At 48.8% G+C, this 23,721-nt stretch carries 22 protein-coding genes and 1 pseudogene; 15 read left to right on the top strand and 8 right to left on the bottom strand.

Annotated elements, in window-relative coordinates:
- Positions 1 to 221: 221 nt before the first annotated feature.
- Positions 222 to 686, bottom strand: coding sequence for an Hsp20/alpha crystallin family protein (locus FYJ35_RS13975; protein ID WP_154527522.1), 465 nt, complete (start codon positions 684 to 686; stop codon positions 222 to 224).
- A gap of 295 nt (positions 687 to 981) precedes the next feature.
- Here FYJ35_RS13975 and FYJ35_RS13970 point away from each other — a divergent pair, with 295 nt between their 5' ends.
- The 6 genes from FYJ35_RS13970 to FYJ35_RS13945 all read left to right on the top strand — a co-directional run bounded on the left by FYJ35_RS13970 (position 982) and on the right by FYJ35_RS13945 (position 6,886).
- On the top strand, positions 982 to 1,359 hold the full coding sequence (locus FYJ35_RS13970) for a GntR family transcriptional regulator (RefSeq protein ID WP_154527521.1): 378 nt from the start codon (positions 982 to 984) through the stop codon (positions 1,357 to 1,359).
- The gene (locus FYJ35_RS13965; protein WP_154527520.1) at positions 1,356 to 2,201 is read left to right on the top strand and encodes an ABC transporter ATP-binding protein; all 846 of its coding nucleotides are present in this window, start codon (positions 1,356 to 1,358) and stop codon (positions 2,199 to 2,201) included. Before FYJ35_RS13970 ends, FYJ35_RS13965 begins: the two co-directional genes overlap by 4 nt.
- Positions 2,198 to 2,824: an ABC-2 transporter permease gene (locus FYJ35_RS13960; RefSeq protein WP_154527519.1), complete on the top strand. Its 627-nt coding sequence runs from the start codon at positions 2,198 to 2,200 to the stop codon at positions 2,822 to 2,824. Before FYJ35_RS13965 ends, FYJ35_RS13960 begins: the two co-directional genes overlap by 4 nt.
- A gap of 423 nt (positions 2,825 to 3,247) precedes the next feature.
- Positions 3,248 to 4,744, top strand: a complete 1,497-nt coding sequence (locus FYJ35_RS13955; protein ID WP_154527518.1) for a sugar ABC transporter ATP-binding protein — start codon at positions 3,248 to 3,250, stop codon at positions 4,742 to 4,744.
- Between the two features lie 4 nt (positions 4,745 to 4,748).
- Entirely contained in the window at positions 4,749 to 5,759 is a 1,011-nt protein-coding gene (locus FYJ35_RS13950) for an ABC transporter permease (protein ID WP_154527517.1), read from the top strand.
- A 101-nt stretch (positions 5,760 to 5,860) separates the two neighbouring features.
- Positions 5,861 to 6,886 (top strand): arabinose ABC transporter substrate-binding protein, encoded by a 1,026-nt coding sequence (locus FYJ35_RS13945; RefSeq protein WP_154527516.1) that lies wholly within the window; start codon positions 5,861 to 5,863, stop codon positions 6,884 to 6,886.
- A 68-nt stretch (positions 6,887 to 6,954) separates the two neighbouring features.
- Here the strand turns inward: FYJ35_RS13945 and FYJ35_RS13940 are convergent, their stop codons facing one another.
- Positions 6,955 to 7,815, bottom strand: a complete 861-nt coding sequence (locus FYJ35_RS13940) for an AraC family transcriptional regulator (protein WP_154527515.1) — start codon at positions 7,813 to 7,815, stop codon at positions 6,955 to 6,957.
- 183 nt (positions 7,816 to 7,998) lie between these two features.
- Between FYJ35_RS13940 and FYJ35_RS13935 the strand changes: the two genes are divergently transcribed.
- The 7 genes from FYJ35_RS13935 to FYJ35_RS13905 all read left to right on the top strand — a co-directional run bounded on the left by FYJ35_RS13935 (position 7,999) and on the right by FYJ35_RS13905 (position 17,860).
- On the top strand, positions 7,999 to 11,280 hold the full coding sequence (locus tag FYJ35_RS13935; RefSeq protein ID WP_154527514.1) for a tetratricopeptide repeat protein: 3,282 nt from the start codon (positions 7,999 to 8,001) through the stop codon (positions 11,278 to 11,280).
- Between the two features lie 33 nt (positions 11,281 to 11,313).
- A complete protein-coding gene (locus tag FYJ35_RS13930; protein WP_154527513.1) occupies positions 11,314 to 11,733 on the top strand; it encodes a hypothetical protein in 420 nt (139 codons plus the stop codon).
- Positions 11,734 to 12,094: 361 nt separating this feature from the next.
- Positions 12,095 to 13,363, top strand: coding sequence for an ABC transporter substrate-binding protein (locus FYJ35_RS13925; protein WP_154527512.1), 1,269 nt, complete (start codon positions 12,095 to 12,097; stop codon positions 13,361 to 13,363).
- A gap of 133 nt (positions 13,364 to 13,496) precedes the next feature.
- Positions 13,497 to 14,462: a carbohydrate ABC transporter permease gene (locus tag FYJ35_RS13920; protein ID WP_235906590.1), complete on the top strand. Its 966-nt coding sequence runs from the start codon at positions 13,497 to 13,499 to the stop codon at positions 14,460 to 14,462.
- A complete protein-coding gene (locus FYJ35_RS13915; protein WP_154527511.1) occupies positions 14,459 to 15,280 on the top strand; it encodes a carbohydrate ABC transporter permease in 822 nt (273 codons plus the stop codon). Before FYJ35_RS13920 ends, FYJ35_RS13915 begins: the two co-directional genes overlap by 4 nt.
- 9 nt (positions 15,281 to 15,289) lie before the next feature.
- Positions 15,290 to 16,798, top strand: coding sequence for an alpha-N-arabinofuranosidase (locus FYJ35_RS13910; RefSeq protein ID WP_154527510.1), 1,509 nt, complete (start codon positions 15,290 to 15,292; stop codon positions 16,796 to 16,798).
- Positions 16,799 to 16,879: 81 nt separating this feature from the next.
- Positions 16,880 to 17,860, top strand: a complete 981-nt coding sequence (locus FYJ35_RS13905; RefSeq protein ID WP_154527509.1) for a LacI family DNA-binding transcriptional regulator — start codon at positions 16,880 to 16,882, stop codon at positions 17,858 to 17,860.
- Positions 17,861 to 17,865: 5 nt separating this feature from the next.
- Here the strand turns inward: FYJ35_RS13905 and FYJ35_RS13900 are convergent, their stop codons facing one another.
- The 6 genes from FYJ35_RS13900 to FYJ35_RS13875 all read right to left on the bottom strand — a co-directional run bounded on the left by FYJ35_RS13900 (position 17,866) and on the right by FYJ35_RS13875 (position 21,478).
- Positions 17,866 to 18,807 carry a DUF1848 domain-containing protein gene (locus FYJ35_RS13900; RefSeq protein ID WP_154527508.1) on the bottom strand — a complete coding sequence of 314 codons (942 nt, stop codon included), beginning with the start codon at positions 18,805 to 18,807 and terminating at the stop codon, positions 17,866 to 17,868.
- 9 nt (positions 18,808 to 18,816) lie between these two features.
- The gene (locus FYJ35_RS15450; RefSeq protein ID WP_408634799.1) at positions 18,817 to 19,122 is read right to left on the bottom strand and encodes a HipA domain-containing protein; all 306 of its coding nucleotides are present in this window, start codon (positions 19,120 to 19,122) and stop codon (positions 18,817 to 18,819) included.
- On the bottom strand, positions 19,119 to 19,538 hold the full coding sequence (locus FYJ35_RS15445; protein ID WP_277067002.1) for a HipA N-terminal domain-containing protein: 420 nt from the start codon (positions 19,536 to 19,538) through the stop codon (positions 19,119 to 19,121). The genes FYJ35_RS15450 and FYJ35_RS15445 overlap by 4 nt, the downstream gene beginning before the upstream one ends.
- A 42-nt stretch (positions 19,539 to 19,580) precedes the next feature.
- The gene (locus FYJ35_RS13885; RefSeq protein ID WP_154527507.1) at positions 19,581 to 20,297 is read right to left on the bottom strand and encodes a metallophosphoesterase; all 717 of its coding nucleotides are present in this window, start codon (positions 20,295 to 20,297) and stop codon (positions 19,581 to 19,583) included.
- A 583-nt stretch (positions 20,298 to 20,880) separates the two neighbouring features.
- A complete protein-coding gene (locus tag FYJ35_RS13880; RefSeq protein ID WP_154527506.1) occupies positions 20,881 to 21,195 on the bottom strand; it encodes a type II toxin-antitoxin system RelE/ParE family toxin in 315 nt (104 codons plus the stop codon).
- Positions 21,185 to 21,478 carry a type II toxin-antitoxin system RelB/DinJ family antitoxin gene (locus tag FYJ35_RS13875; protein ID WP_154527505.1) on the bottom strand — a complete coding sequence of 98 codons (294 nt, stop codon included), beginning with the start codon at positions 21,476 to 21,478 and terminating at the stop codon, positions 21,185 to 21,187. The genes FYJ35_RS13880 and FYJ35_RS13875 overlap by 11 nt, the downstream gene beginning before the upstream one ends.
- 427 nt (positions 21,479 to 21,905) lie before the next feature.
- Between FYJ35_RS13875 and FYJ35_RS13870 the strand changes: the two genes are divergently transcribed.
- Both FYJ35_RS13870 and FYJ35_RS15285 read left to right on the top strand, forming a co-directional pair.
- Positions 21,906 to 23,072 carry an iron-containing alcohol dehydrogenase gene (locus tag FYJ35_RS13870; RefSeq protein WP_154527504.1) on the top strand — a complete coding sequence of 389 codons (1,167 nt, stop codon included), beginning with the start codon at positions 21,906 to 21,908 and terminating at the stop codon, positions 23,070 to 23,072.
- An 86-nt stretch (positions 23,073 to 23,158) separates the two neighbouring features.
- Positions 23,159 to 23,506: pseudogene (locus tag FYJ35_RS15285) on the top strand (flavodoxin family protein); the annotation flags it as partial.
- Between the last annotated feature and the right edge of the window lie 215 nt (positions 23,507 to 23,721).

Here is a 23,721-nt window from a genome sequence, read left to right as displayed (position 1 = left end):
CATGACCCCTGTTGAATACCATGAGAACTATTATGTAGCGGCATAAGAATACCGCCAGTCGATCATTCGACTGGCGGCACAAAACTTTTTAATTATTCACTGTCCTCTTGACGGGTAGCACAGCAAAAACAGGGGCGGCTTTTCTATTCTAGTAGATGAAGCTGCACCGACTCCTACTGTTTGCTCTGTGATCCGGATGCAATCGTGCGATTCTCACGCGGTCATGCAATCTTGATCTGATGCTTCTGATCTTCGATCTGCTTTGCAGCGTCTTTCTTCGGAAGCTGCAGTGTCAGGATTCCATCATTGAATGCTGCATGTACGTCTTCCTGCTTCATGTCCTTGCCGACATAGAAGCTGCGACTCATTGTACCGGAGTAGCGCTCACGGCGGATATACTTACCGTTCTTATCCTTCTTGTCGTTGCCGACATTCTTCTTTGCGGAGATGGTCAGGTACCCGTCATTCAGTTCCACTGTCACGTCATCTTTCTTCACACCCGGAAGATCAACGGCAACTTCATAACCCTGATCCGTTTCCTTCACATCCGTCTTCATTTCACGCGCAGCCTTGTTTCCATACAGCTTCTTGTCAACGCGGCTCATATCCGGAACATACGGCATGTAAAAATCATCATCAAACCAGTCATCAAACAGATTGTCATCAATAATACTCGGCATTAACATAAGTCATTCCCCTTTCTCTATATCCTTCTTCAGGATCTAACTTATGTAACCGTTGTACTCGTGAACGCTTCTGCTTACGGGTTCCAGTTACAACTTCATGTTTCTCCGGAATGAAGGAACTTCATCTGAGGATCTTCATTTCCTCATCTCCTTCGTTCTGACTACGTTATAGTCCTGATTGTTAGCACTGTCAATAGGCGAGTGCTAATATTCACAATATCGTCACAATTTTTTATAACGAGGGATTGTAAATAGTGTAATTACTGTATATACTGTATATGAAAGGAGGCACCAGATGGAGATACTGCTTGATAACTATAGCGGGGTGCCGATCTACGAACAGATTTTTACACAGATCAAGGAGCAAATTCTGGACGGACGGCTGAAGGCAGACGACCCGCTCCCATCGATCCGGAATCTGGCGAAGGATCTGAGGATCAGCGTCATCACGACCAAAAGAGCCTACGAGGAGCTGGAGCAGGAGGGGTTCCTCTATAAAATCGTCGGAAAGGGCTGCTACGTCGCAAAGCGGAATGAGGCCTTCGTACGGGAGAACTATCTGCGGGAGATCGAGAAGAACATGGACCAGATTCAGAAGCTGGCGTCTTCTGCCGGCCTGAACAAGGAGGAGGTACTTGAGATGTGGAATACGATGTGGGAGGACGAGGCATGAACGCAATCGAGGTCAGAAATGTCTGCAAGGCATATCAGAATTTTCAGCTGGATCATGTTTCCCTGACACTGCCGGAGGGAACAATCCTGGGGCTTGTTGGGGAGAATGGCGCAGGAAAAACCACCTTGATCAGACTGATTCTGGATCTTGCCCGGAAAGATGTAGGGGAGATTCAGGTCTATGGAAAGGACGACGCCATGTCTGTTCCATCCTTTAGAAATGAGGTTGGTGTCGTCCTCGACGAGGTCAGCCTGCCGCCTGTGATGAAGGCAGCAGAGATTGGGAAGATGATGGGCATGATCTACTCAGCCTGGGATCAGGTGGTGTATGACGGCCTTCTGTCAGGCTTGAAGATTCCGCAGGACAAGTGTTTCAAGGACTTTTCCAGGGGCAACAAGATGAAACTGGGTATTGCCTGTGCGCTGTCCCACCATCCGAAGATTCTGATTCTTGATGAGGCGACCTCAGGACTCGACCCGGTCGTGCGGGATGAGCTGCTGGACATTCTTCTCGACTTCACACGGGATGAGTCACACGCGATCCTGATGAGCTCCCATATTGTGAGCGACCTCGAGAAGGCCTGTGACTACATTGCTTTTCTTCATGAAGGAAAACTGCTCCTTTCAGAGGAAAAGGACAGACTGCTGGAGATGTATGGAAAACTTGTCTGCAGCAGGGAGGACTTCGAGAAAATCAGTCCGGAGGATATCATCGGGAAGCGGGATACCGGCTACGGGATGCAGTGTATCGTGAAGCGAACAGATGTCACACGCGGACTGAACCTTCAGCCGGTGGGCATTGAAGAATTGTTTGTCGTCATGGTGAAAGGGGATCTGGCATGAAGGGATTTTTCTATAAGAATGTGATTGAGCTGCTCAGACAGTACAGGTGGATGCTGGCGATGGTCGTGTTGTTTCTGGTAGTTGGGCTGTCTCAGAAGAATGCTGCTTACTGGGGCGTCTACGCGGAGATGGTGTTTGGCTCATTTGCAGGAACCCTTGTGCGGTCAGATGAGGTATCAGGGTGGAATCAGTACGTCAGACTTCTTCCGATTTCCGGAAAGACGGCCGTCTCATCCTTCTACATCGTACCTTATCTGATGATGGGAGTGACAACCGCACTTTATACAATAGCTGCGCTGATTGTTCGGGCATATTCGCACGGAACGTATCTCATCTTTCCGACGGTGTATCTGATGATCGTCCTGCCTTTTCTTATCACAGCCATCACAATTCCCATCACAATCTGGTTTGGCTCTGTGAAAGCGCCGGTCGTGCAGATGATCCTGGTTGTTCTGATGGTTGCGACAGCAATGTTTGCCCTGACGAACGGGGCGGATGTGATTGCCCGCCTGATGAATATGAATGTGGTGGTTTTTGCGGCCGTTTCATTTGCAGCCGTCGCTGCGGCGGTTGCGGTGTCCTGGTTCCTCTCGGTCAGAGCGTGGGAGAGTAAGAAGATATGAGGACGGGCCAGGAAAATAAGAGAATGAATAGATATTAAGAGGTATGTATTAAACGTCGACGAGGATTTGCCAGACGGACATGCAGCAAGAGCGTGTTAGGCTGGTGAATCCCTATTTTTTTGTTATTTATTTTGCTTTGCATTCTGAGGTGAGAATAACTGGTGCTTTGGTGGTTGTGTATCAGAAGTGTGTATCAGTGTAAAATGCAGCGAATAAAAGAGCACTTTCTTATGATGATTCAAAGCACATGGGAATATGACTAAATAAATAGAGAATTATCATAATATTTAGGAAAATTATATACAAGAAAATATATATGGAAAACCATAGAAGCAATTTTTCACAACATACAGGCAGTTTTTTCTAATTACTTTGAACATATATTTGTTTAAAATCAGAAACATCGAAGGAGGAAGAAACGATATGCAGCATACATTGGAGTTTCGAAATATCTCTAAATTCTTCCCCGGTGTGAAAGCGCTCGATCATATTTCCTTCAAGGCGTATGGCGGTGAAGTTCTGGCTTTCCTGGGGGAGAATGGGGCAGGGAAATCCACACTTCTGAAAGTTTTAAATGGGGACTATCAGCCGAACGAAGGACAGTATCTGCTTGATGGCGAGGAAAAGCACTTCCGCACACCACACGAAGCTCTGATGGCAGGAATCAGCGTAATCTATCAGGAACGGCAGATTCTTTTGGAACTGAGCGTAGCGGAAAACATCTACCTTGGGAGGATGCCTGCCAACCGATGGGGGATTATTGACAAGGCGAAGGCCAATCAGATGGCAGAGAAGGTCATTCATGACTTCGGACTTCCGATCAAGCCGACGACCAAGGTTAAGGACCTGAGCATTGCGTATCAGCAGATGGTTGAAATCATGAAGGCCTGCAGCAGGGAAAACCTGAAGGTCATTTGCTTCGATGAGCCGACGGCATCCCTGAGTGATGACGAGATTGAAGTGCTGTTTCGTGTCATCCGAAAACTTCGGGATGAAGGAAAGATCGTGATCTATGTATCTCACCGGATGAGCGAGCTTCAGAAGATCACTGACAAGGTTGCGATATTTAAAGACGGAAAATATGTGGACACCGTCGTGACAAAAGATGTCCCACAACAACAGCTGATTCGAATGATGGTAGGTCGGGATCTTGGAGATATATATAGCAGTCTTGACCGAAACAAGAAAATCGGGGAAGTACTGCTGGATGTGCGCGGAATTTCCTCAGACCACGTGAAACCTGTTTCGTTCCAGCTTCGCAGAGGGGAGGTCCTCGGCTTCTCCGGACTCGTTGGCGCAGGCCGGACGGAAGTCATGAGGGCGCTGATCGGAGCTGACAGGAGGCGTGGAGGTGAGATTTATCTGGAAGGCAGAAAAATTGAGAACCGTTCCCCGAAGGAAGCAATGGACAACGGAATCATCATGGTTCCAGAGGACAGAAAACTTCAGGGAATCATCAAAAACCTGAGTGTGTCTGGGAATATTAATATCGCGCTTCTTGATCAGAATTCAAACCGCTTCGGGGTGATCTCCTCCAAAAAGGAAGAGGCGGAAGCGGACGAAGGAATTCGGAAGTTCAATATCAAGACACCAGACAGAGACAAAATGATTGTCGAGTTGTCTGGCGGAAACCAGCAGAAATGTATCGTAGCACGCGGACTGGCAACACATCCGAAGGTTCTGATTCTGGATGAGCCGACGAAGGGAATTGATGTTGGAGCCAAATCTGAGTTCTATGAGATGATCTGTGAATTTGCAAAGCAGGGGCTCGGCGTCATATTGATCTCGTCAGAACTGCCGGAGGTAATTGGACTTTCAGATCGCATTATCGTAATGCGGTCACTTCAGATTGCCGGAGAAGTCGATGCCAAAGATGCAACAGAAGATGGCCTTCTGAGCCTTGGAATGATAGGAGACTGAATCAATGAGCACAGCAAATGGATCAAAAGAAAAGAAGAAACCTGGATTCCTTCAGGCGGTCGGCGGAGACAAGATGGTGCTGTTTCTGGCCATTGTCGTTGTGTTTATCCTGTTCACCAGCCTGAATAAGAATTATTTCTCTGTAACCAACATTATCAACATTCTGGTAGCAGGTTCCCTGGTTGGAATGGTTGCGATCGGCCATACCTATCTGATTATCGCCATGCAGAATGACCTGTCACCAGGTTCTCTGGCGGCTTTGTCTGGAGTAATCGTTGCACTGCTGCTGCAGAAGGGAGTGCCAATTGTCCTGGCTATCCTGCTGACTCTGTGTATCGGGGCTCTGGTCGGTGTGTTCAATGCCTGGATGGTCAATTGCATTCAGATTGAAGCCTTTATCGCAACACTCGTGACACAGATGATTGTACGCGGCGCTGCGTATATTATCTGTGATGGCAAGCCGGTTTCCATCAGCAATCAGTCATTCAACGCGCTGGGGAAGGTCAGACTCCTGAATATTCCGATACCAGTCTGGACGATGATTGTATGCCTGATTGTATTTGGTTTTATTCTGTCGAAGACTAAGTTTGGGCGCAGCGTCTATGCCATCGGTGGCAGCTCTGAGGCTGCCAGGTTGGCAGGTCTGAATCCAAGACGGATCATCCTGATCTGTTTTGTGATGATCGGGGTTTTGACATCCATGGGCGGCATCCTCTTTGCAGCTCGCATGAATGCCGGCCAGCCGTCTGCCAATGTCAACCTTGAGTTTGATGCTATCACTGCAGTTGTGCTGGGCGGTACTTCATTTGCCGGCGGTGTCGGCGACATGGCTGGAACGGTTCTGGGTATTTTTCTGATTCAGTCTTTCAACACAGGACTGACAATGGTGAATGTTTCATCCTTCTGGCAGTATGTGGCCAGAGGTGCGCTGCTCCTGTTTGCACTGACATCCGATTATATCCGGAAACAGAGAAGAGAGAAGGCGCTTTTGGAAGCCAGCATGAGAAATGTTTAAAATGTTCGTAACAGCCAGACTGCCGGTCTGCCTGCAGGGATCGGTAGTGGCTGAAGAAAATCAGAAGCAACGAAAGGGAAAGGAATAAGGAGGATTTTCAGATGAAAAAAACATGGATGGCACTCGGACTTTCAGCAATCATGGGGGCAACGATGATCGCACCGGTATATGCTTCTTCGGAGCCGGAAACGTCCACAGAAGGGGAGGCAGTCCCACAGGCAGCACTGAATGTATACGGCATCTACAAGGCCGGCGATCAGACTTGGTTTATCGATGAAGGCAAGGCTGCGCAGAAGGCTGTCGAGGACGCCGGAGGCAAATTCACATATGTCGATGCCAAGATGAGTGCAGAGGAGTGCCTGAAGGCAGTTGATAACGCCATTGCAAACAAAGCAGATGGGATTGTTATCTGCGTGCCGGACCAGACAATGTCTCAGTCTGTCGTTGACAAGTGCAATGATGCAAAGATTCCGGTCGTAGCCTGTGATGATGCGCTGGAGAATGGTGACAAGAAGATTGCTCCATGGGTAGGAATCGATGCATATAACATCGGCGCGGCGAATGGTGAATGGCTGGCAAAGTATGCAAAGGATAACAATCTGCTGGATGACGAGTCTGTCGGGCTTTTGATTCTGACGATGGATACGGTTTCGAGCTGCGTACCGCGAGCGGAAGGTGAGCTGGACAAGTGGAAAGAAAACTGCCCTGATTTTGATGAGAATCGCATCTTCAAGGCAGATTACGACGGCACTACTGACAAAGGCAACACAGCGGCAACTGCAGTGCTCACGGCGCATCCGGAGATCACCAAGTGGCTGGTAACAGGGGCGAACGAGGAAGGAACCATCGGTGCATGCCGTGCGCTTGAGAGTGCCGGACTGGACAAGGATGCCTGCGTTGTTGGACTTGGAGCATATATGGCAAAAGACGAATGGAATGATAAAGGGGCTGACGGAACCTGCATGAAGGCAGCAGCATACTTCAGCGCGGATCAGATCGGAAAGGGCTCCATCGATGTTCTTCAGAAGATTGTTGCCGGACAGGATTATGACATGGAGACGGCTGTTCCAGCGACGATTGTCACGCCGGATAATTACAAGGAGGTCATGGGATCTTACGCGGACTGACCCACCGGCTTTATGAAACAAAACCAGAGGCGGGCGGTGTATAACCGCCCGCCTCTTTTATAAAAAGATCAATGTGACGCACTCTGGGAATTGCGGTAGGAACTAGGTGTTTCGCCTTCACGTTTCCGGAATGTGGAGCAGAAGCTGCTCTCGTCCGTAAAACCAGTCAGATAAGCAATTTCTTTCACGGAAAGGTTTGTCGTGGACAGATAATAACGTGCGGAAGCGATTCGTGTTTCAAGAATGTACTGGTGTGGTGTCATCCCGGTTTCCTTTGCAAAAAGGCGCGAGAAATAGTAGGGACTCAGGGAACACTGATCGGCAAGGGTCTGAAGCTGAAGAGGTTCTGCAAAATGAGCGCTGATATAGGCGATCGCATTCTGTACACCATCTGAACCACCAGGATGGTCCGACTGCGCAGCTTGCCCACAGTCCAGGAGAGCGGCCAGAGTCAGCTCAATTTCGGTGGACATCCGGGACTCCCTGGCAGGCTTTCCGCTCTGGAAGAGCCGGTAGATCTGGCCAAGATGGTAGGAGACAGATTGGCCTGAAGGAGTGCGAATGACATTTCCCAAACGGCTGATGATGTGTTCATACCAGCTTCGAGCCATCCTGCCGTCAAAGTGCATCCAGAGGCAGGAAAACCCTTTCTGAGTCCCGTACTGATGCTCCGCATAACAATCGATCAGCACGACGTCACCGCGTCGTGCGGTCATCGGCTGATTTCCGTGAAGAAGGATGTCACAGACTCCGTCCTCAATGAGCATGAGCAGAAAATTATCAAAATGCTGCCGGTGAATTAGATAACCGGGTTCATAGGCAAAGTGTCCCACGATTGAGGGATACAGCAGCAGCTCCCGTGCTGTGAGAGATGCAGTATAGAGGTAATAGTCGGAACCAGGCTGGACTTTCGGCTCACTGGACAACATATTTTTCCCCTCCTTGTATAATACATAGCACTAGTATATCACACACATGTATCAGAGCAATTAATTCATATAAATTGACAACATTGAAAATTGAAAACGAGCAATATTAAAAATAATATGACAATATCATCATTTGATGACGGAGCAATTATTTTATATATATGCCGAAAGGAAGCACACATCATGGAAAAAGTTAGAGCCTGGGAAGAAACGATTGTCATCCCAACTTATGAGATTGGAGCACCGGACCGGAACCCGATGTTCCTCGAGAAACGTGTTTATCAGGGAAGTTCCGGGAAAATATATCCATATCCGACAATCAATGAAATCAGCCGCACAAAGACAGATCGGGCATACAGAGCAGTCTGGCTTGAGAACCAGTATATTCGTGTGATGATTCTGCCAGAATTGGGCGGACGCATTCAGAGAGCATATGACAAGACAAACGGATATGATTTTGTCTACTACAACCATGTGATCAAGCCGGCTCTGGTAGGCCTGTGCGGACCGTGGATCAGCGGGGGAATTGAATTCAACTGGCCGCAGCATCATCGTCCTACGACCTTCAGCCCGGTTGACCACAGGATCCGTCAGAATAAAGATGGGAGTGTTTCCGTATTGACGGGAGATGTCGACCAGATCAATGGAACGAAGGAGATTACAGCGATCACGCTGTATCCGGATCGTGCTTATATCGAGATCAGAGGGCAGCTTTATAACCGCACACCGCTTCCGCAGACCTTTCTGTGGTGGGCGAATCCGGCAGTGGCGGTCAATGATCATACGCAGTCGATTTTCCCTCCGGATGTGCACAGTGTCTACGACCACGGAAAACGGGCTGTTTCAAGGTTCCCGATTGCAACAGGGGAATATTACAAGCATGACTATTCAGAAGGGGTAGACATTTCAAGGTATAAGAACATCCCGGTTCCGACTTCTTATATGGCTGAAAAATCTGATTACGACTTTGTCGGCGGCTATGATTATGGAAAACAGGCTGGCCTCCTCCATGTAGCGGATCATCATGTATCACCGGGGAAGAAGCAGTGGACCTGGGGCTGCGGGGATTTCGGCAAGGCGTGGGATCGTAATCTTACAGACGAAGATGGACCCTACATTGAGCTGATGACCGGTATGTACTGTGACAATCAGCCAGACTTCACATGGCTCAAACCTTATGAGGAGAAAGTTTTTCATCAGTATTTCATGCCTTACAAGGCAGTCGGACAGGTGAAAAACGCGACCATTCACGCAGCCATCAATATGGAAACGCGAAAGGATGGGCTGTATATCTGTGTTTATGCGACACAGTCTTACCCGGATGCGGCAATTGCCGTGACAGAGAATGGGAAAGAGCTGGCGAGGGAAAGCGTGAAACTTTCTCCGACTGATGTTTTTGAAAAGACACTGCCGGTTCAGCTTGAAAATCCGTACAAGGTACGTGTCAGCGTCGAAGCAGAGGGACAGGAGCTGGTTGCTTACCAGCCGAAAGACCAGGGAATTCCGAAGCTTGCGGAGCCGGCAAAGGCGGCGAAAGACCCGAAGGAGATTCAGACCTGCGAGGAACTGTATCTGACCGGACAGCACATCGAGCAGTATCGCCATGCGACATACCTGCCTGATCCATATTATCTGGAAGGATTGAGGCGGGATGAGTATGACAGCCGTCTCAATTGTGCGTATGGCATGCTTCTTCTGCGAAGAGGGAAGTTTGCTGCAGCAGAACCGTATTTTCGGAAAGCAATCCGGCGTCTGACAGAACTCAATCCGAATCCTTACAACAGCGAGGCGTATTATGACCTGGGACTTTCACTGTTTTACCAGGAACGGATGGATGAGGCCTACGACGCATTTTATAAGGCGACCTGGAGCAATGAGCAGCAGGAGATGTCCTTCTACTATTTAGCTTGCATAGCCTGCCGAAAGGGCAGGTTTGACGAGGCACTTATGCAGGTTGAGAAAGGACTTGTCAAGAATACTCACAATATCAAAGCCCGCGGCTTGAAGGCGGAAATTCTGCACCAGCTTGGTCGGGACGAGGAGGCGCTCGAATTCATTGATCAGAACCTGAAATTGGATTCGTTTGACTATGTGTCCGCATTTGTTCGTGCAGAGATCAAAGGCGGGGATGCAGCTGAGCTTGACAGGATTCATCTGTATTCGCGAGACTTCCATGAGACTTTCCTGCAAACCGCGCGTGATTTTGCAGAGGCTGGATTCTATCGAGAGGCACTGAAGGTGCTTGCTGAATACCCTGGAGATCAGCCAATGATATGGTATTACCAGGGGGCGTATCTGCTGAAGCTGGGACAGGAGAAAGAAGCAGCAGAGGCAATCAGCAAAGCGGAAGCGTGCTCTCCGTACTGCTGCTTCCCTAACAAGCTGGAGGATATCCTGGTACTCGAATCGGCGATTAAGATTCATCCTGATGGATCAAAAGCGCCGTATTATCTCGGATGCCTCTGGTATGACAAGCTGCAGTATGAAGATGCAATTGCGCTGTGGGAGCGGTCAGAGGAACTCGATGATACATATCCAACCGTTCTTCGGAATCTGGCGATTGCCTATGCGAATCGCAGAAATGATCTGGACAAGGCATATGCGTACATGGAACGTGCATTTCTACTGGATCCGACGGATGCACGTGTATTCCTGGAATTGGATCAGCTCAGAAGGCTGATGGGTGTCAGCGCAGGGGTGCGTCTGAAAGCTTATCAGAAGTATATCGGGTTGATTGAGAAGCGGGACGATCTCTATACGGAATATGTGACAGTACTGAACCTGGACGGCAGATACGACGAAGCTCATCAGGCGATTACGCGTCATGTATTCGGAACCTGGGAAGGGGCGGAAGGAAAGATTACAACTCAGTTCAAGATTTCGTTGCTGGAGATGGCAAAGACTGCCTTGTCCAAAGGAGATTACCAGAAAGCAAAGGATCATTTATTGGAAGCTTTGAGCTATCCGCAGAACCTTGGCGAAGGAAGACTGGAGGGAACAAAGGATAACCATCTGTACTATCATCTGGGATTGGCTTACGAAGGGTTAGGCGAGACGGATGATGCAGAGAAATGCTTCCGATTAGCAACACTCGGGGCAATGGAGCCAGCCGGCATGATGTACTACTATGATCAGCCTGCTGACATGATCCTCTACCAGGGGCTTGCATATAAGAAACTCGGAAACCAGAAAGAGGCAAACCGGAGGTTTTACCGTCTGCTGGACTATGGAGAGAAGCATGTGAGAGACATCTTCAAGATGGACTACTTTGCAGTATCCATGCCAGACTTCACCATATTTGACGAGGATATGACAAAGAAGAACAGGGCACACTGCTATTATCTGATGGGGCTTGCAAGACTCGGACTCGGAGATAAGAGTCAGGCGGCTGAAGCATTCCGCAAGACGATTCAACTGGAACCGGCTCATCAGAATGCACTTTTATACATAAAGGCATGCAGGTGAAGAGTCGGAGGAACTGATACGAAGGAGGAGAGCATGAGACCGATCGAGAGGATTACAGAGGAATCCTTTGCCCCATATGGCTCCGTGATTGCATTTCCGGCGGAGGATCAGACCAATTTCTATGTTGTTGCAAATGATCAGACGCATCCATGGAGGCTGGCATGTTTTCGATACAGCAATCATTCTATTCGTAAAATCGAATGCCATCCGACATCTCAGGAAAGCTTTGAGCCGCTCGAGGGAACCACATTGCTGCTCGTTGCAGAGCATACCAATCCGGAAAATTGGAAATTGTTTCTGCTGGATAGGCCTGTCATCTTGAAGGCTGGCGTCTGGCATCAGACCTTGTCACTCACACCGGAGGCAACTGTGAAAATAACAGAAAACCTTGATGTATACTCAGACTATGCAAACCTTGCTGGGGAAGTACAGGTCGGAGCAATAGAGAGCTGAAGCAGCAGGTAGAGATGGTTATAGAAAGATGGAAGCGCCAGTCCAGAGTTGGGCTGGCGCTTTTTTCATGAAGGCAAAGAGTTTTCAGGAACGGATCTATCGCGTCGCCAGGGCCGTTCTGCATCTCCGTGGGGATGAGGAAGAAGCGTGTTCATGACAAACCAGTACAACAAAATTCGAGTCATTAAATTGTGCATAATGCCATAAAATAGAATCACTATTGACATGATTCAGGCAAAGTGATAAGAAGTATATAAGGCGTACGCGAGTACGCATTCTATTTTGGGAATATGCGTACACGAGTACGCATACATAGAAACCGTCGATATCACCACAAACATTTCACAAAGGAGACAAGCGTATGAACAAACAGATTTGCAGTACAGTCCTTGCCGGGGCGATGACAGCATCCATGCTGCTGGGCGGAATGCCGGCGATGGCAGCAGAGACAGAAGCCGCTTCTTCGGATCCGATTACCATTTCGTTCTGGTGCAACTTCACCGGGTCGGACGGAGATGTGCTTCGTGAGATTGTCGATGACTACAACAAGACAAACACCGACAACGTAACGGTCAATATCGATATCATGGATTACCAGACGCTGCAGGCAAAGCTTCCGACTGCAGTTTCCACAGGAAATGGACCAGATTTTATCCTCGCCGGAATTGAGCTGATGCAGCAGTACAGGGACAACGATATGCTCGAGCCGATCGACGACTTCTGGAAGGCAACCGGACTCGATTCATCGAACTTTACGGACAGTGTCCTGCAGAATTCCTATATCGACGGCAGTCAATATGGGGTTCCGATGCAGTACAACCTTCAGTATCTGTACTACAACAAGGATCTGTTTCAGGCAGCGGGGCTGGATCCGGAGACTCCGCCGGCAACGCTGGATGAATTCGCGGATGCGGCGAGGAAGACAACAGATGCCTCAAAGAAGCAGTACGGAATCGCATTTCCGACAGACTATCTGAATTATGTCGAGTTCCTCTGGGCAAATGGAGGCGATGTGATCAGTGAGGATGGAACGAAGAATCTGCTGAACTCTCAGGAAAACATCGATACATTGACATGGCTGCAGAACCTGATGAAAGACGGTGTTTCTCCGGAAAGTCTCGGTGCGGCGGAGGCAGACACGATGTTCCAGGCAGGTCAGCTTGCAATGGAGATCAATGGGCCCTGGAACATCAATGGTCTGAATCAGCTGGGGATCAATTATGGCATTACAGCACTGCCTGCAGGCTCAGCGGGAGCATTCTCACCGGCAGGAGGCTGTGACTGGATGCTGGCCAAGGGTGCAAGTGACGAGACAAGGGCTGCAGTTTACAAATGGATGGCGCACTGGCTTTTTGACGAGGTGCTGAAGAAGTGGTCCATGGTCAACGGATTCCCGGTGTGGTCCAAGACGCTTCTGGAGGATCCGGATATCAAGGGGAATGAGATTCTGACGGATGTCTCGAAGGCTTCCACGATCGGACGTGACTGGCATCTGAGGCTGGCAAGCGGAAGCCAGATTGATAACGATGTGATGAAACCGATGATGGAGAAGGTTCTTGCAGGGCAGGATGTGAAGACCTGCGTGCAGGAAGCGTCCGATGCGCTTGATCAGGTGATTGCAGGAAAGTAATCCGGCAGACGGCAGTCTGCTGAATCACAAAGAAGCACGCAGAGTGCGTGCATGTTTGAGCGCTGAAGCGGATCGCATGAAGAAACACGCAGACTGCGTGTATGCTTGAGCGCGCGCAGCAGGAGGAAGAGGGATGGCAGAACAAAGGATGGTTTCGGCAGGACAGATTGAATGCGGAGCAGCAAGGCGACGGCCGGCGAAGAGATCCGGAAAACAGACAGGCACCCGGCGTTCCCAGAAACAGGCATACCTTTTTTTACTGCCGTCCCTTGCGATCCTCACCGTGTTCGTCTTTGTCCCGCTGATCGGCGCTTTCGGGATCAGTCTGACGGATATCAACATCTATATGAAGGGTGGAAGCTTTGTAGGGCTGGATAATTTCAGGAAAGCCTTTCACGACAGCCGGGTATGGAATGCAACCCTGAATACCTGTGTGTTTACCTTGTTTGAGGTGCCGCTTCAGGTGTTTCTGGCGCTTTTCCTCCTGATGTTCATGATGAGGAACCGGCGTTTTGACAAGTTTCTGCGTTCGGTGTTCTACCTGCCCTATGTGTGCTCCATGACAGCCATCAGCATTGTGTGGTCCATGCTTCTGGATCCGAACTCCGGCATGCTTCCGTACCTGCTGTCGAAAGTTGGCATCCAGCTTCCAAACCTTTTGGGAAGTCCCACATGGGCGATGCCGACGGTCATCTTCGTGTCCGTCTGGAAATCGTTCGGGTATACCCTTACCATCTTGTCTGCTGCGGCGCTCGGCGTTTCGCCGTCTCTCTATGAGTCGGCGGAGCTCGACGGCGCAGGCAGATGGCAGCAGTTTTTCTACGTGACGATACCCGGAATCCGGGATTCCATCGGATTCTGCCTCGTTACAACTCTGATCACAGCACTTCAGGTATTTGATCAGATCTATGTCATGACGGGCGGCGGTCCGCTCTACAAGACGGAGACACTGGTCGGGTACATCTACGACCGGGGATTTCAGACGGCACCCTACAATCTGGGATATGCCTCCTCGATCGCCGTCTATCTCTTCCTATTGATTGCGGTTGTGACTGCGGTCACGCGCAGATATTCATTCGGACAGGACGATGAACTATGAAGAAAAGAAAATCACAGCTTCCGGGGGACATTCTTCTGGTGCTGATCATGATACTGGTACTTTTTCCGCTTGTCTGGCTGTATGTGTCTTCCTTCAAGTCAGACATTGACGTCATAAAATGGACGCCGCACTTTTTTCCGTCCCGCTTTGTGACGGTACAGTACGCATATGTCATGAAGGCGATTCCGGTGCTCCGGATGCTGGTGAACACGGTTCTCTTCGCGGGGCTGGTGACGGTGATATCACTGGGCGTTGACTCACTGGCGGCATACGCCTTCTCAAGGATGCGCTTCAGAGGCAGGAAAATGCTTTTCAGCATCATTCTGCTCACGATGATGGTGCCATTTCAGGTCATCATGATTCCGCTTTATATGGAAGAGTACCGGATGGGGATTTTGAATACCATTGTCGGACTTGTACTTCCAAGAGCATCCAGTGCCTATGGGATTTTCATGCTGACCTCTTTTTTTCGAAATATTCCCTCTTCCCTGGATGAGGCAGCCAGAATTGATGGAATGAGTGAATTCGGCATCTACAGAACCATCACCCTGCCTTTGTCAAAGCCCGCCTTTGTCACGCTTGGAATTTTTCATTTTATGAACAACTGGAATGACCTTCTGTATCCGATGATGCTGACGAGCTCGGCGGAGAACAGGACGCTCTCTGCAGGACTGGCCATTCTGGTCGGAACGCACTCTATCAAGTATGGGCCGACGCTGGCGGCAACCGCAATTTCTGTGACGCCTCTTCTGATTCTGTTTTTCGCCGGGCAGAAGTTTTTTGTAGAGGGTATCGCGACATCCGGCATGAAGGAGTAAAGACGAGATATGAACAGAGCAGCGATTACGATCAACAGGGCATATACAAAAGGATGGATAGACCGGAGACTGTTCGGATCCTTTGTCGAGCATATGGGACGCGTGGTGTATTCCGGGATCTATGAGAAAGACCATCCGCTTGCGGATGAGGATGGATTCCGGACAGATGTGATTGACGCGACGAGAAGCATGGGTGTGACGGCGGTCCGCTATCCAGGCGGAAATTTCGTGTCCGGATATGACTGGCTGGACGGGATAGGTCCTGTCAGTCGGCGCCCGAAAAGAAGAGATCTTGCGTGGAAAAGCATCGAAACCAACGAGGTTGGGATTGACGAGTTTATGAAGTGGGCAGACAAAACCCGGATTGAGCCGATTCTTGCGGTGAACCTCGGAACAGCGGGGATCAGGGAGGCCGTATCCTTTCTGGAGTATGTGAACAGCGAGGCGGGAACCTCCTGCAGCGATCTGCGCGTGGAGAATGGTCATCCGGAGCCGTACAGGGTGAAAACCTGGTGCCTTGGCAACGAGATGGACGGGGAGTGGCAGATCGGCCACAGGACAGCGCGGGAGTATGCGCGGCTGGCGCATGAGACCGGAAAGGCCATGAAACTGCTCGATCCGTCCATTCAGCTGGCAGTGTGTGGCAGCTCGCTGTCGTCGAGGGAGACCTGTCCGGACTGGGATCAGGAAGTGATCCGGGAAACCTATGACTATGCGGATTACATTTCACTCCACCAGTACTATGGCGGGCAGGAGAAAGGGACGGCTGCGTTTCTGTCGCAGTCGCTTGATCTTGAACGTTTCATCAAAGCCATCGTTGACCTCTGTGATGTTGAAAAGTTCAGGAGGCGGAGCGGCCGGACAATCGATATCGCCCTGGACGAATGGGGCGTCTGGTCCATTTCTGACAAGCAGGTTGAAGCGGATGTGGCGGCGCATCCCTGGCGAATCGCACCGGCGTTCAGTGAGCAGATTTATTCGCTTGAGGATTCCTTGCTGTTTGCCAGTATGCTGATGGCGATGCTGAAGCATGCGGACAGGGTGAAGATCGGCTGTCAGTCTCTTCTGACCAATATCAGTGCCTGTATCATGACGGTCAAAGGCGGCGGCATTTGGTTTCAGCCAATCTATTACGTGTTTTCGCTGATGGCAGAAAACTGCAGAGGACTCATTCTTGAGGAGCGCTCCGATGAGGACGGATATTCAGCCGGCGGATTTGAGAAGGTCCCCTGTATCGATCATGTCACAGTCTATGACGAGGAGCGGCGGCGGCTTGTCTTCTGTCTGGTCAATCGTGCTGAAAATGACTCAGAGGCAGTCTTTTCGATGGAAGGGTTTCAGCCTCAGACGATCATTCTGGATCAGGTTCTGAGTGCGAAGGACAGGAAGGATAACAACAGCATCGATCACGACAAGGTCGTGCCGCAGGCGTGTGACAATGCGTTGCTCAAAGATGGGAAGATGACGGTGAGGATGCAGCCGCTTTCCTTTGAAATGGTCAGCGTGTCTCTGGTCTGATCGTTTTTCCATGCTATAATCGAGAAAATCCCTGTGGGTGCTGAAAGAAGAAGTGAACAGTGAAAACGGGAGGAGCGCAGCATGGGCGTGACGATCAATGATATCGCAAGAATCTGCGGCGTATCAAGAACGACGGTGATCCGTGCGCTGAATGATACGGGCCGGATCAGTGATGCCACGAAAGCCAGAATCAGGCAGACTGCACAGGAGAATGGCTACAGACCGGATCTGCTTGCGCGCGGGCTGGCGATGTCGAGAACCTATACGATCGGGGTTGTGGTTCTGAATGTCATGAACCAGCATTTCGCACAGATTGTGAACGCTGTCGAGGAGCGCTCCCGGAACAATGGATATGGCGTCAACATTATGCTGCACGGGCAGGATCCGGCGTTGGAGCGGCAGCAGGTCAACCGGCTTCTGGATTACCATGTTGACGGAATCATCCTGTCTTCCGTCAATGCGGAAGGTTCCTATGCAGACATGCTGAAAAAGGCGCCGGTTCCGATTGTAACAGTGGACAACAGGGTCGGAAGCGGACTCCCATTTGTCGGAGTAGACAATCGGAAGGCTGTCTACCAGCTTGTGCAGAAAGCCATTCGCAAAACGTACAGACGGCTTGTATTCTTATGCCCGCCTCTGTCCAGCAGAGGATTGAATCTCTATGTACACGAGGAGCGTCGAGCGGGATTTCTGGAAGCTGTGAAGGACGCCGGATTTTCAGATTATTACGTCATCGAATGCGAGGACTACAGTGACAGGTGTAAGTCGCTTCTTTTGCCGGAAAGAGGAACTGCATTCATCTGTTCCGGGGATATCTTTGCGCTGGAGCTCATGAAATTCTTCCGCGGATGCGGACTCAGCGCCGGGACGGAGTATGGTCTGACTGGCTTTGACGGTACCAGCATCCTGGACTATGTTGTCCCGCGTATCGACACGATCGACAATCATGAGGAAGAGATCGGCCATGCAGCCGTGGACATGCTGCTGTCCCTTATTGAGAAGAAAGACTGCAAGACCGATCTGGTGATTCCTGCGGATTATCTGAATGGCAGGACGCTGTAATTGCTTTACAGAAAATCGATGAGGTTCATCTGGTGGTCGATCCACGATTCCTGCCTGGCATCTTTGATGATGTCGCTTGTTATCGCATGCCCGATGAGATAGGGGGAGCAGGGGTCGTGCGCTGCAGTCTGCGCCTCAACAACTGCTCTGTTGTAGTTTGCGTAGCAGTAGCGACAGCCATGCAGGCAGGTATTGTAAGCCCCGATGTCTCCGCCAAGCAGACAGGAGCAGGCCTTTCTGGCCAGTGAGTGGGAAGGAACGGACAGATGGATACCGGCTGCCGTCTCGATGACAGATCGGGAGAAGCAGCCCTGGGCGTCTGTATGAGGATGCCCGGCAGTCAGGGCGGAGGACTCGCAGCACAGATGAATCTGCATCCCGTTGTCCGCCGCGATGCTGTCGAATGCATCGATGAGCTCCATCTGCTGAGCACTGGAGACGGTTCGGGCCTGAGGAAAATTCCTCTTTGTCTTTTCATAAAGATCGATGAAGCTCACGACGCACTGCTCTGTGCTGCCCTTCAGGAATGCTGCCATGGATTGAAAAGCCTTCTTGTGGAACGAAAGACTGTATTTTTCTGACAGGAAGACCGGGTCATATCGCCAGACGATGGCACCTTTCCCGACAATCCCGGAAAGTGCGCGGGAGGTTTTCAGAACCTCTGCCTTCGGCGGGACATAAGGCTCGATATCCCTGCCATAAGGGGTGATTGTCACGTGCCAGAGCTGCCGGAAGGTGTCCAGCTCATGTATGCGGGGCAGCATCGGGGCCGGATTCTTGGAGCAGAAGGACAGGACGTCGACCACAGAAGGATCGAGCAGATAGCGGGTCACCTGTTGGGGCTGATAGGGGTTGCGCACCAGGACATACCCTTCCCGGATCCGGTTGTAAAACCAGGTATGAAAGAAGGCCGGAATGTCGGTGCGGCTTCCGGTATTGATAATCATTGTGCCTCCTTATAAATATCTGTACCCGGAAGTTTCCAGAATTTTGTCCCTGATTGTGCCTGCATTTTTATATCCTTTTTCCTGAAGAGCGTCGGCTGCCTGATTGATCGCTTTTTCGAAATTCTCAGCCATCGTGTCAAGCTGCCTCAGGATGACGGCTGACTTGAAATGAGAATTTTTGAGGTGTCCGTCTGTATTCCCGATCAGATCGTTAAAAATAATCCTGTTCCAAAAATCAAGTATATCCCTGATCGGGTTGGTTGAAAAATCACGGAGCAGTCCACAAATCTTTTCGCTGTAGCCGGATGGTACTATTTCATAAGAGAAAGGTGCAGTGCCGTTACGAGCTCAGCTGATTTGATTGCTCCCTCCGCTGCAAGTTCCTGCAACTGTTGTTCTGTCATTCTGGTATAGCTGGCTTTGGGAGGCTTCGTATTCCCTTCCATCACCTGGATGGCACCCAGACATTCCTGCCCCAGACCGGAAAGCATTGTCAGATAATCGTGCTCATCCGCGTGCATCCATCTTGCGACAGACCTTTTTGTGAACCCCTCGGGCAGCAAGCCTTCAAAGAAACATTTTGTTTTTTCCGAAGAAAATGCTTCTTCCTGAAGCGGCAGGCTGAGCGACACTGGAATCGCATCTTCCCGATCGAGCCATGCTTTGTCATAACGAAATACAGCATCGGAAATTCCACTGCTTTGAATTATGCCAACCTTCGTCTGCTCTATAACTTCGGCTCATATTCCCACCACCTGGTAATGGACTGTCTCCTATTTCATCCTGATTCCGTGGTATTCCCATGTTTCAGTATCGATCACCGGGTACTCCTGAGTTCCGATCGGGGTCTTGTCTCTGTGCGTTGAAAACACATCACAGGAGATTAAGTTTCCTTTCCGCTCGATCTTTTCCACCGGTGTGTGACCGACCACTTGCAGTATTTTCCGAGGTTTATATAGGTTCCCCTCGTAATACTGCGGCCGGTACCAGATCGGCGAAAGATCCTGCCACATGATTCCCCACTCAAAACCGTTGATCGTTTCCAAAACGGCATCCAGGTCATAATATTTCTTTGCCGGTATATATTTCCGGACAAATTCGTCTGCAAGTCCGCCATGAGAAAACACAACATTGTCTATCCTGTGCAGATAAGCCATCTGTCGCTCATCCGGCAATGCTTCCCTCAGAACCCGCATTTTCTCACAGACGGTCCGCGGTGCAATCGGAGAATACCCTGTCTCTCTCTGATTCCAGAGATAACTGAGATCATGATTGCCGTAGCACCACAGTGTATTCGGAAAATCTTTTGCAAACCGGATCGCAGCGTCATAAGTCTGTACATAAAGATCAATGTTATACTGCTGCATCCAGTCATCAGCGATATCCATGAGGCAGACTGCCTGATCCGCCTCCCTGATTTTCATCAGTTCAGCCGCCTGTTCAAACATAAATGGCTTCAGATGCACATCGGGTATTACAAGAATGTTCATATAGCCTGTCCTTTATCGGTTTCGATTTTTCAATCACACCTCTTACCATCATAGAATATCCAAATTCCTGCATTGAACCGGACATATAGAAAGCGGTTTCAGGGAGCCATTATAGGTCGGCAGAGAATGAGAATGAAGACACTGGCGTCCACGGGATGCAAGCCCGTGATAGCTGATATAACCGCTTTTAACAGGTTCTTGTTAGCCGTCTGTTAGCAAGCTCTTTGAAAACAGTTTGCTGTTATGCTGTTCGTTTTGATAAAGCCAGTGACAGCACATATTTTGGAGCCGCATCACTGATAGGGGCGAATGCGCCGAATTTCCTTTGAATGGTTTCCGGGCTATGTAAATAATAGGCAACCTGAATAAAACATTTCTTTCTGCTGTCGATTACTATAATTCGGCATATTAATCTGCGCTAAATATTGATTCCTTTTCCGGTTCTGGAAGACTCAAACAAAAAGCGGAAATGACGTTTCTCAATATCATTGCTGCCTTTGCGAACATGTTCCTCAGTATTCAGAAACGAAAAAATCTTACATTTTTGACAAAACCGCGGATCGGGATAGAATCCCATTTTCAATTAAATCATTTTGTTTTCATAATCCTGTAATTCATGAAAAATATTATCTACAAACACAATATCCTCAACAATTCGATACAGCATAAAATACCTATATGAAAGATAATTTATTCTTCGATACCCCAGTTCTTTTAATCGAGGATTATCACACGGCTTCAAACTTCCTGCAACACTTTTAAGGCTCTGAATAGTAGCCTCAAAATCATCCAAAACATTTTTCGCCGCCTGATCACTTTTTTTCACCATAAGCAAATATCTGATGTATTGATTTAGATCTTCTTCTGCATCTGCTGTTACTACTACTTTATATTCCATACTTTTCTCTCATATCAGCAATAACAGCATCCGCAGATCGATAGTTACCCTTTGATGCAGATACTCTTGATTTCTCCAGTTTCTCCAACATCATTTCTTCAGACATGACAGCATACGGATTATGCTCCACCCGTTTTATCTCAAATGGGAAACCGTTATTTGCAACAGCTTGTGTCAAAAACATCCGAATTGCAGAAGTAGTATCTGTGCCAAGATCTTTAAACAACTGGTCTGACATTCTCTTTAACTCATCATCAACACGTACTTGAATTGTACTAGCCATTCATTATTCCTCCATTTCTTTTTTATTATAATACACATTCATTACTACTTCAATTCATTTGTATTAAATTTGCATCCGGATGCAACCATCCGCCCGTTTTTATGTGAATACTCACAGGTAGAAAGAGTGATCAGTTTATCTCCATACCGGGCTGTATAACCTGTGTCGTAATATGACCGTTTTTACATTCTTTGACAAATTCCAGATAATTCTCAGCATTTTCTGCCTTGGTAAAAGAGTAGTATTCAAAATCATGCCCGGTTTACGATCTACGGATTCCTGAGCGGAGCGCTGATCGCTGTCTGCGGGAATTATTTGATTCTGATGATGAAATATACAAAGGAGATGGACAGAGAAACTAAAGTGCAGTTTTCCATCCCGAAGAAAAAGGATAAATAATCTTAGGCAAGGAAAAAGGAGGAACATCATGTTAGGAAATTTTAGTTATCACAATGCAACAAAGCTGTATTTTGGCGAGGATTCCTTAAGTTATCTGAATGAGGAACTTCCGAAGTACGGAAAGAATGTACAGCTGATCTATGGCGGTGGTTCCATCAAGAAAAACGGTATCTATGACGAGATCATAGGAATCTTGAAGGAAAATGGAAAAGAGATTTTTGAAGATGCGGGAGTTATGCCGAATCCTACTGTGGAAAAGCTTCGTGAGGGCGTGAAGATAGCAAGAGAGAATAAAATTGATCTTTTGCTTGCAGTCGGTGGCGGTTCCTGCTGCGACTATGCAAAAGCCGTATCCGTATCGGTAAACTGCGAGGAAGATCCATGGGAAAAATACTATCTTCGGTTTGAGGAACCGGAGTGTGAGATCGTCCCGGTCGGATGTGTTCTTACGATGGCGGGAACAGGTTCGGAGATGAATGGCGGAGCGGTTATCACAAATCATGAGAGCAAACTAAAAATCGGTCATGTATTTGGAGACGAGGTGATGCCGAAGTTTTCAATTCTAAATCCAAAGTACACATTTTCTCTTCCGAAAAAACAGATGGTTGCCGGCATCTATGATATTTTCAACCATGTCTGTGAACAGTATTTTTCGGGTGAGGATGATAATACCAGCGATTATATTGCGGAGGCGCTTTTGAAGTCGGTGGTGCATAGTTCTCTGATTGCCCTTGAGAATCCGGAGGATTATGAGGCGCGTTCCAATATTATGTGGACGGCGACATGGGCATTAAATACATTGATTTCCAGAGGAAAATCGACGGACTGGATGGTGCATATGATCGGGCAGTCTGTGGGAGCGTATACGGATGCGACACATGGCATGACGCTTGCCGCAGTTTCCCTGCCGTATTATCGCTTTATTATGCCATATGGTTTGAAGAAGTTTAAGAGGTTTGCCGAGGAGGTATGGGGCATCCGCGCGGAAGATAAATCAGACAGGGAAGTGGCAGAGGAAGGACTTCTCGCGATGGAAAACTGGATGAAAAAACTGGGGCTTACCCTTAAAATCAGTGAACTTGGTGTAACGGAGGACATGATAGAAGGCATAGCGGATGGCACGATTATTTTGGATGGCGGATATAAAGTCTTAACCCATGAGGAAGTAGTGAAAATTCTTAGGGAGAGTATGTGACAGGAGGTAAAAACTATGGATGCAAAAATGTTGGATGGAAGCGGTTTCCGATGAGGAGTACAGCAGGCTGAAATAAAGAGGCGGGACATCAAACAGAGGTCATAGATGTATGCCATGCAGATATCCATCCTTGCACAGGATGCGTGGCCTGTGGTTATGAAGGGCCTTGTGTACAAAAAGATGATGTGGAGATGATTCGTCAAAAACTCCTCGCATCGGATATGGTTGTCTTTGCCACGCCGCTTTATTACTATGGCATGAGTGCACAGCTAAAATTGGTTGTAGACCGCTTTTGCGCCTATAACAGCAGCTTAAACAGCAGACATCTCAAGTCAGCTTTACTTACAGTCGCCGGGAGTCATTGCAATCATATGGCAGTAAATGTAGATTGTATTTGTCTTAGAAATCTTTCCGCGATTGGAGAAAACGTCTGATATCTTTTCCACACAAGGTACAGCTTTGTTTCAAGGCAAGGGAGAGTGTGGTAGTTTTTCTGTAAATACGGAATAAGGAATTCCTTCTGGGTCTCCTGTGATATACACTTAATCACAGGAGGCCTTTACTATGCCAAGAAGCGAAAAGAAACCCGTCCACAAAGTAGTGATGACTGAAGGTAAACGTCAAATCATTCATCAGCTTCTCCAGGAGT

The sequence above is a fragment of the Porcincola intestinalis genome (genome assembly GCF_009696445.1).
Classification (GTDB): Bacteria; Bacillota; Clostridia; order Lachnospirales; family Lachnospiraceae; genus Porcincola; species Porcincola intestinalis.
Note: the sequence above shows the minus strand (reverse complement) of the source record. Positions and strands in the feature narration are given on the sequence as shown.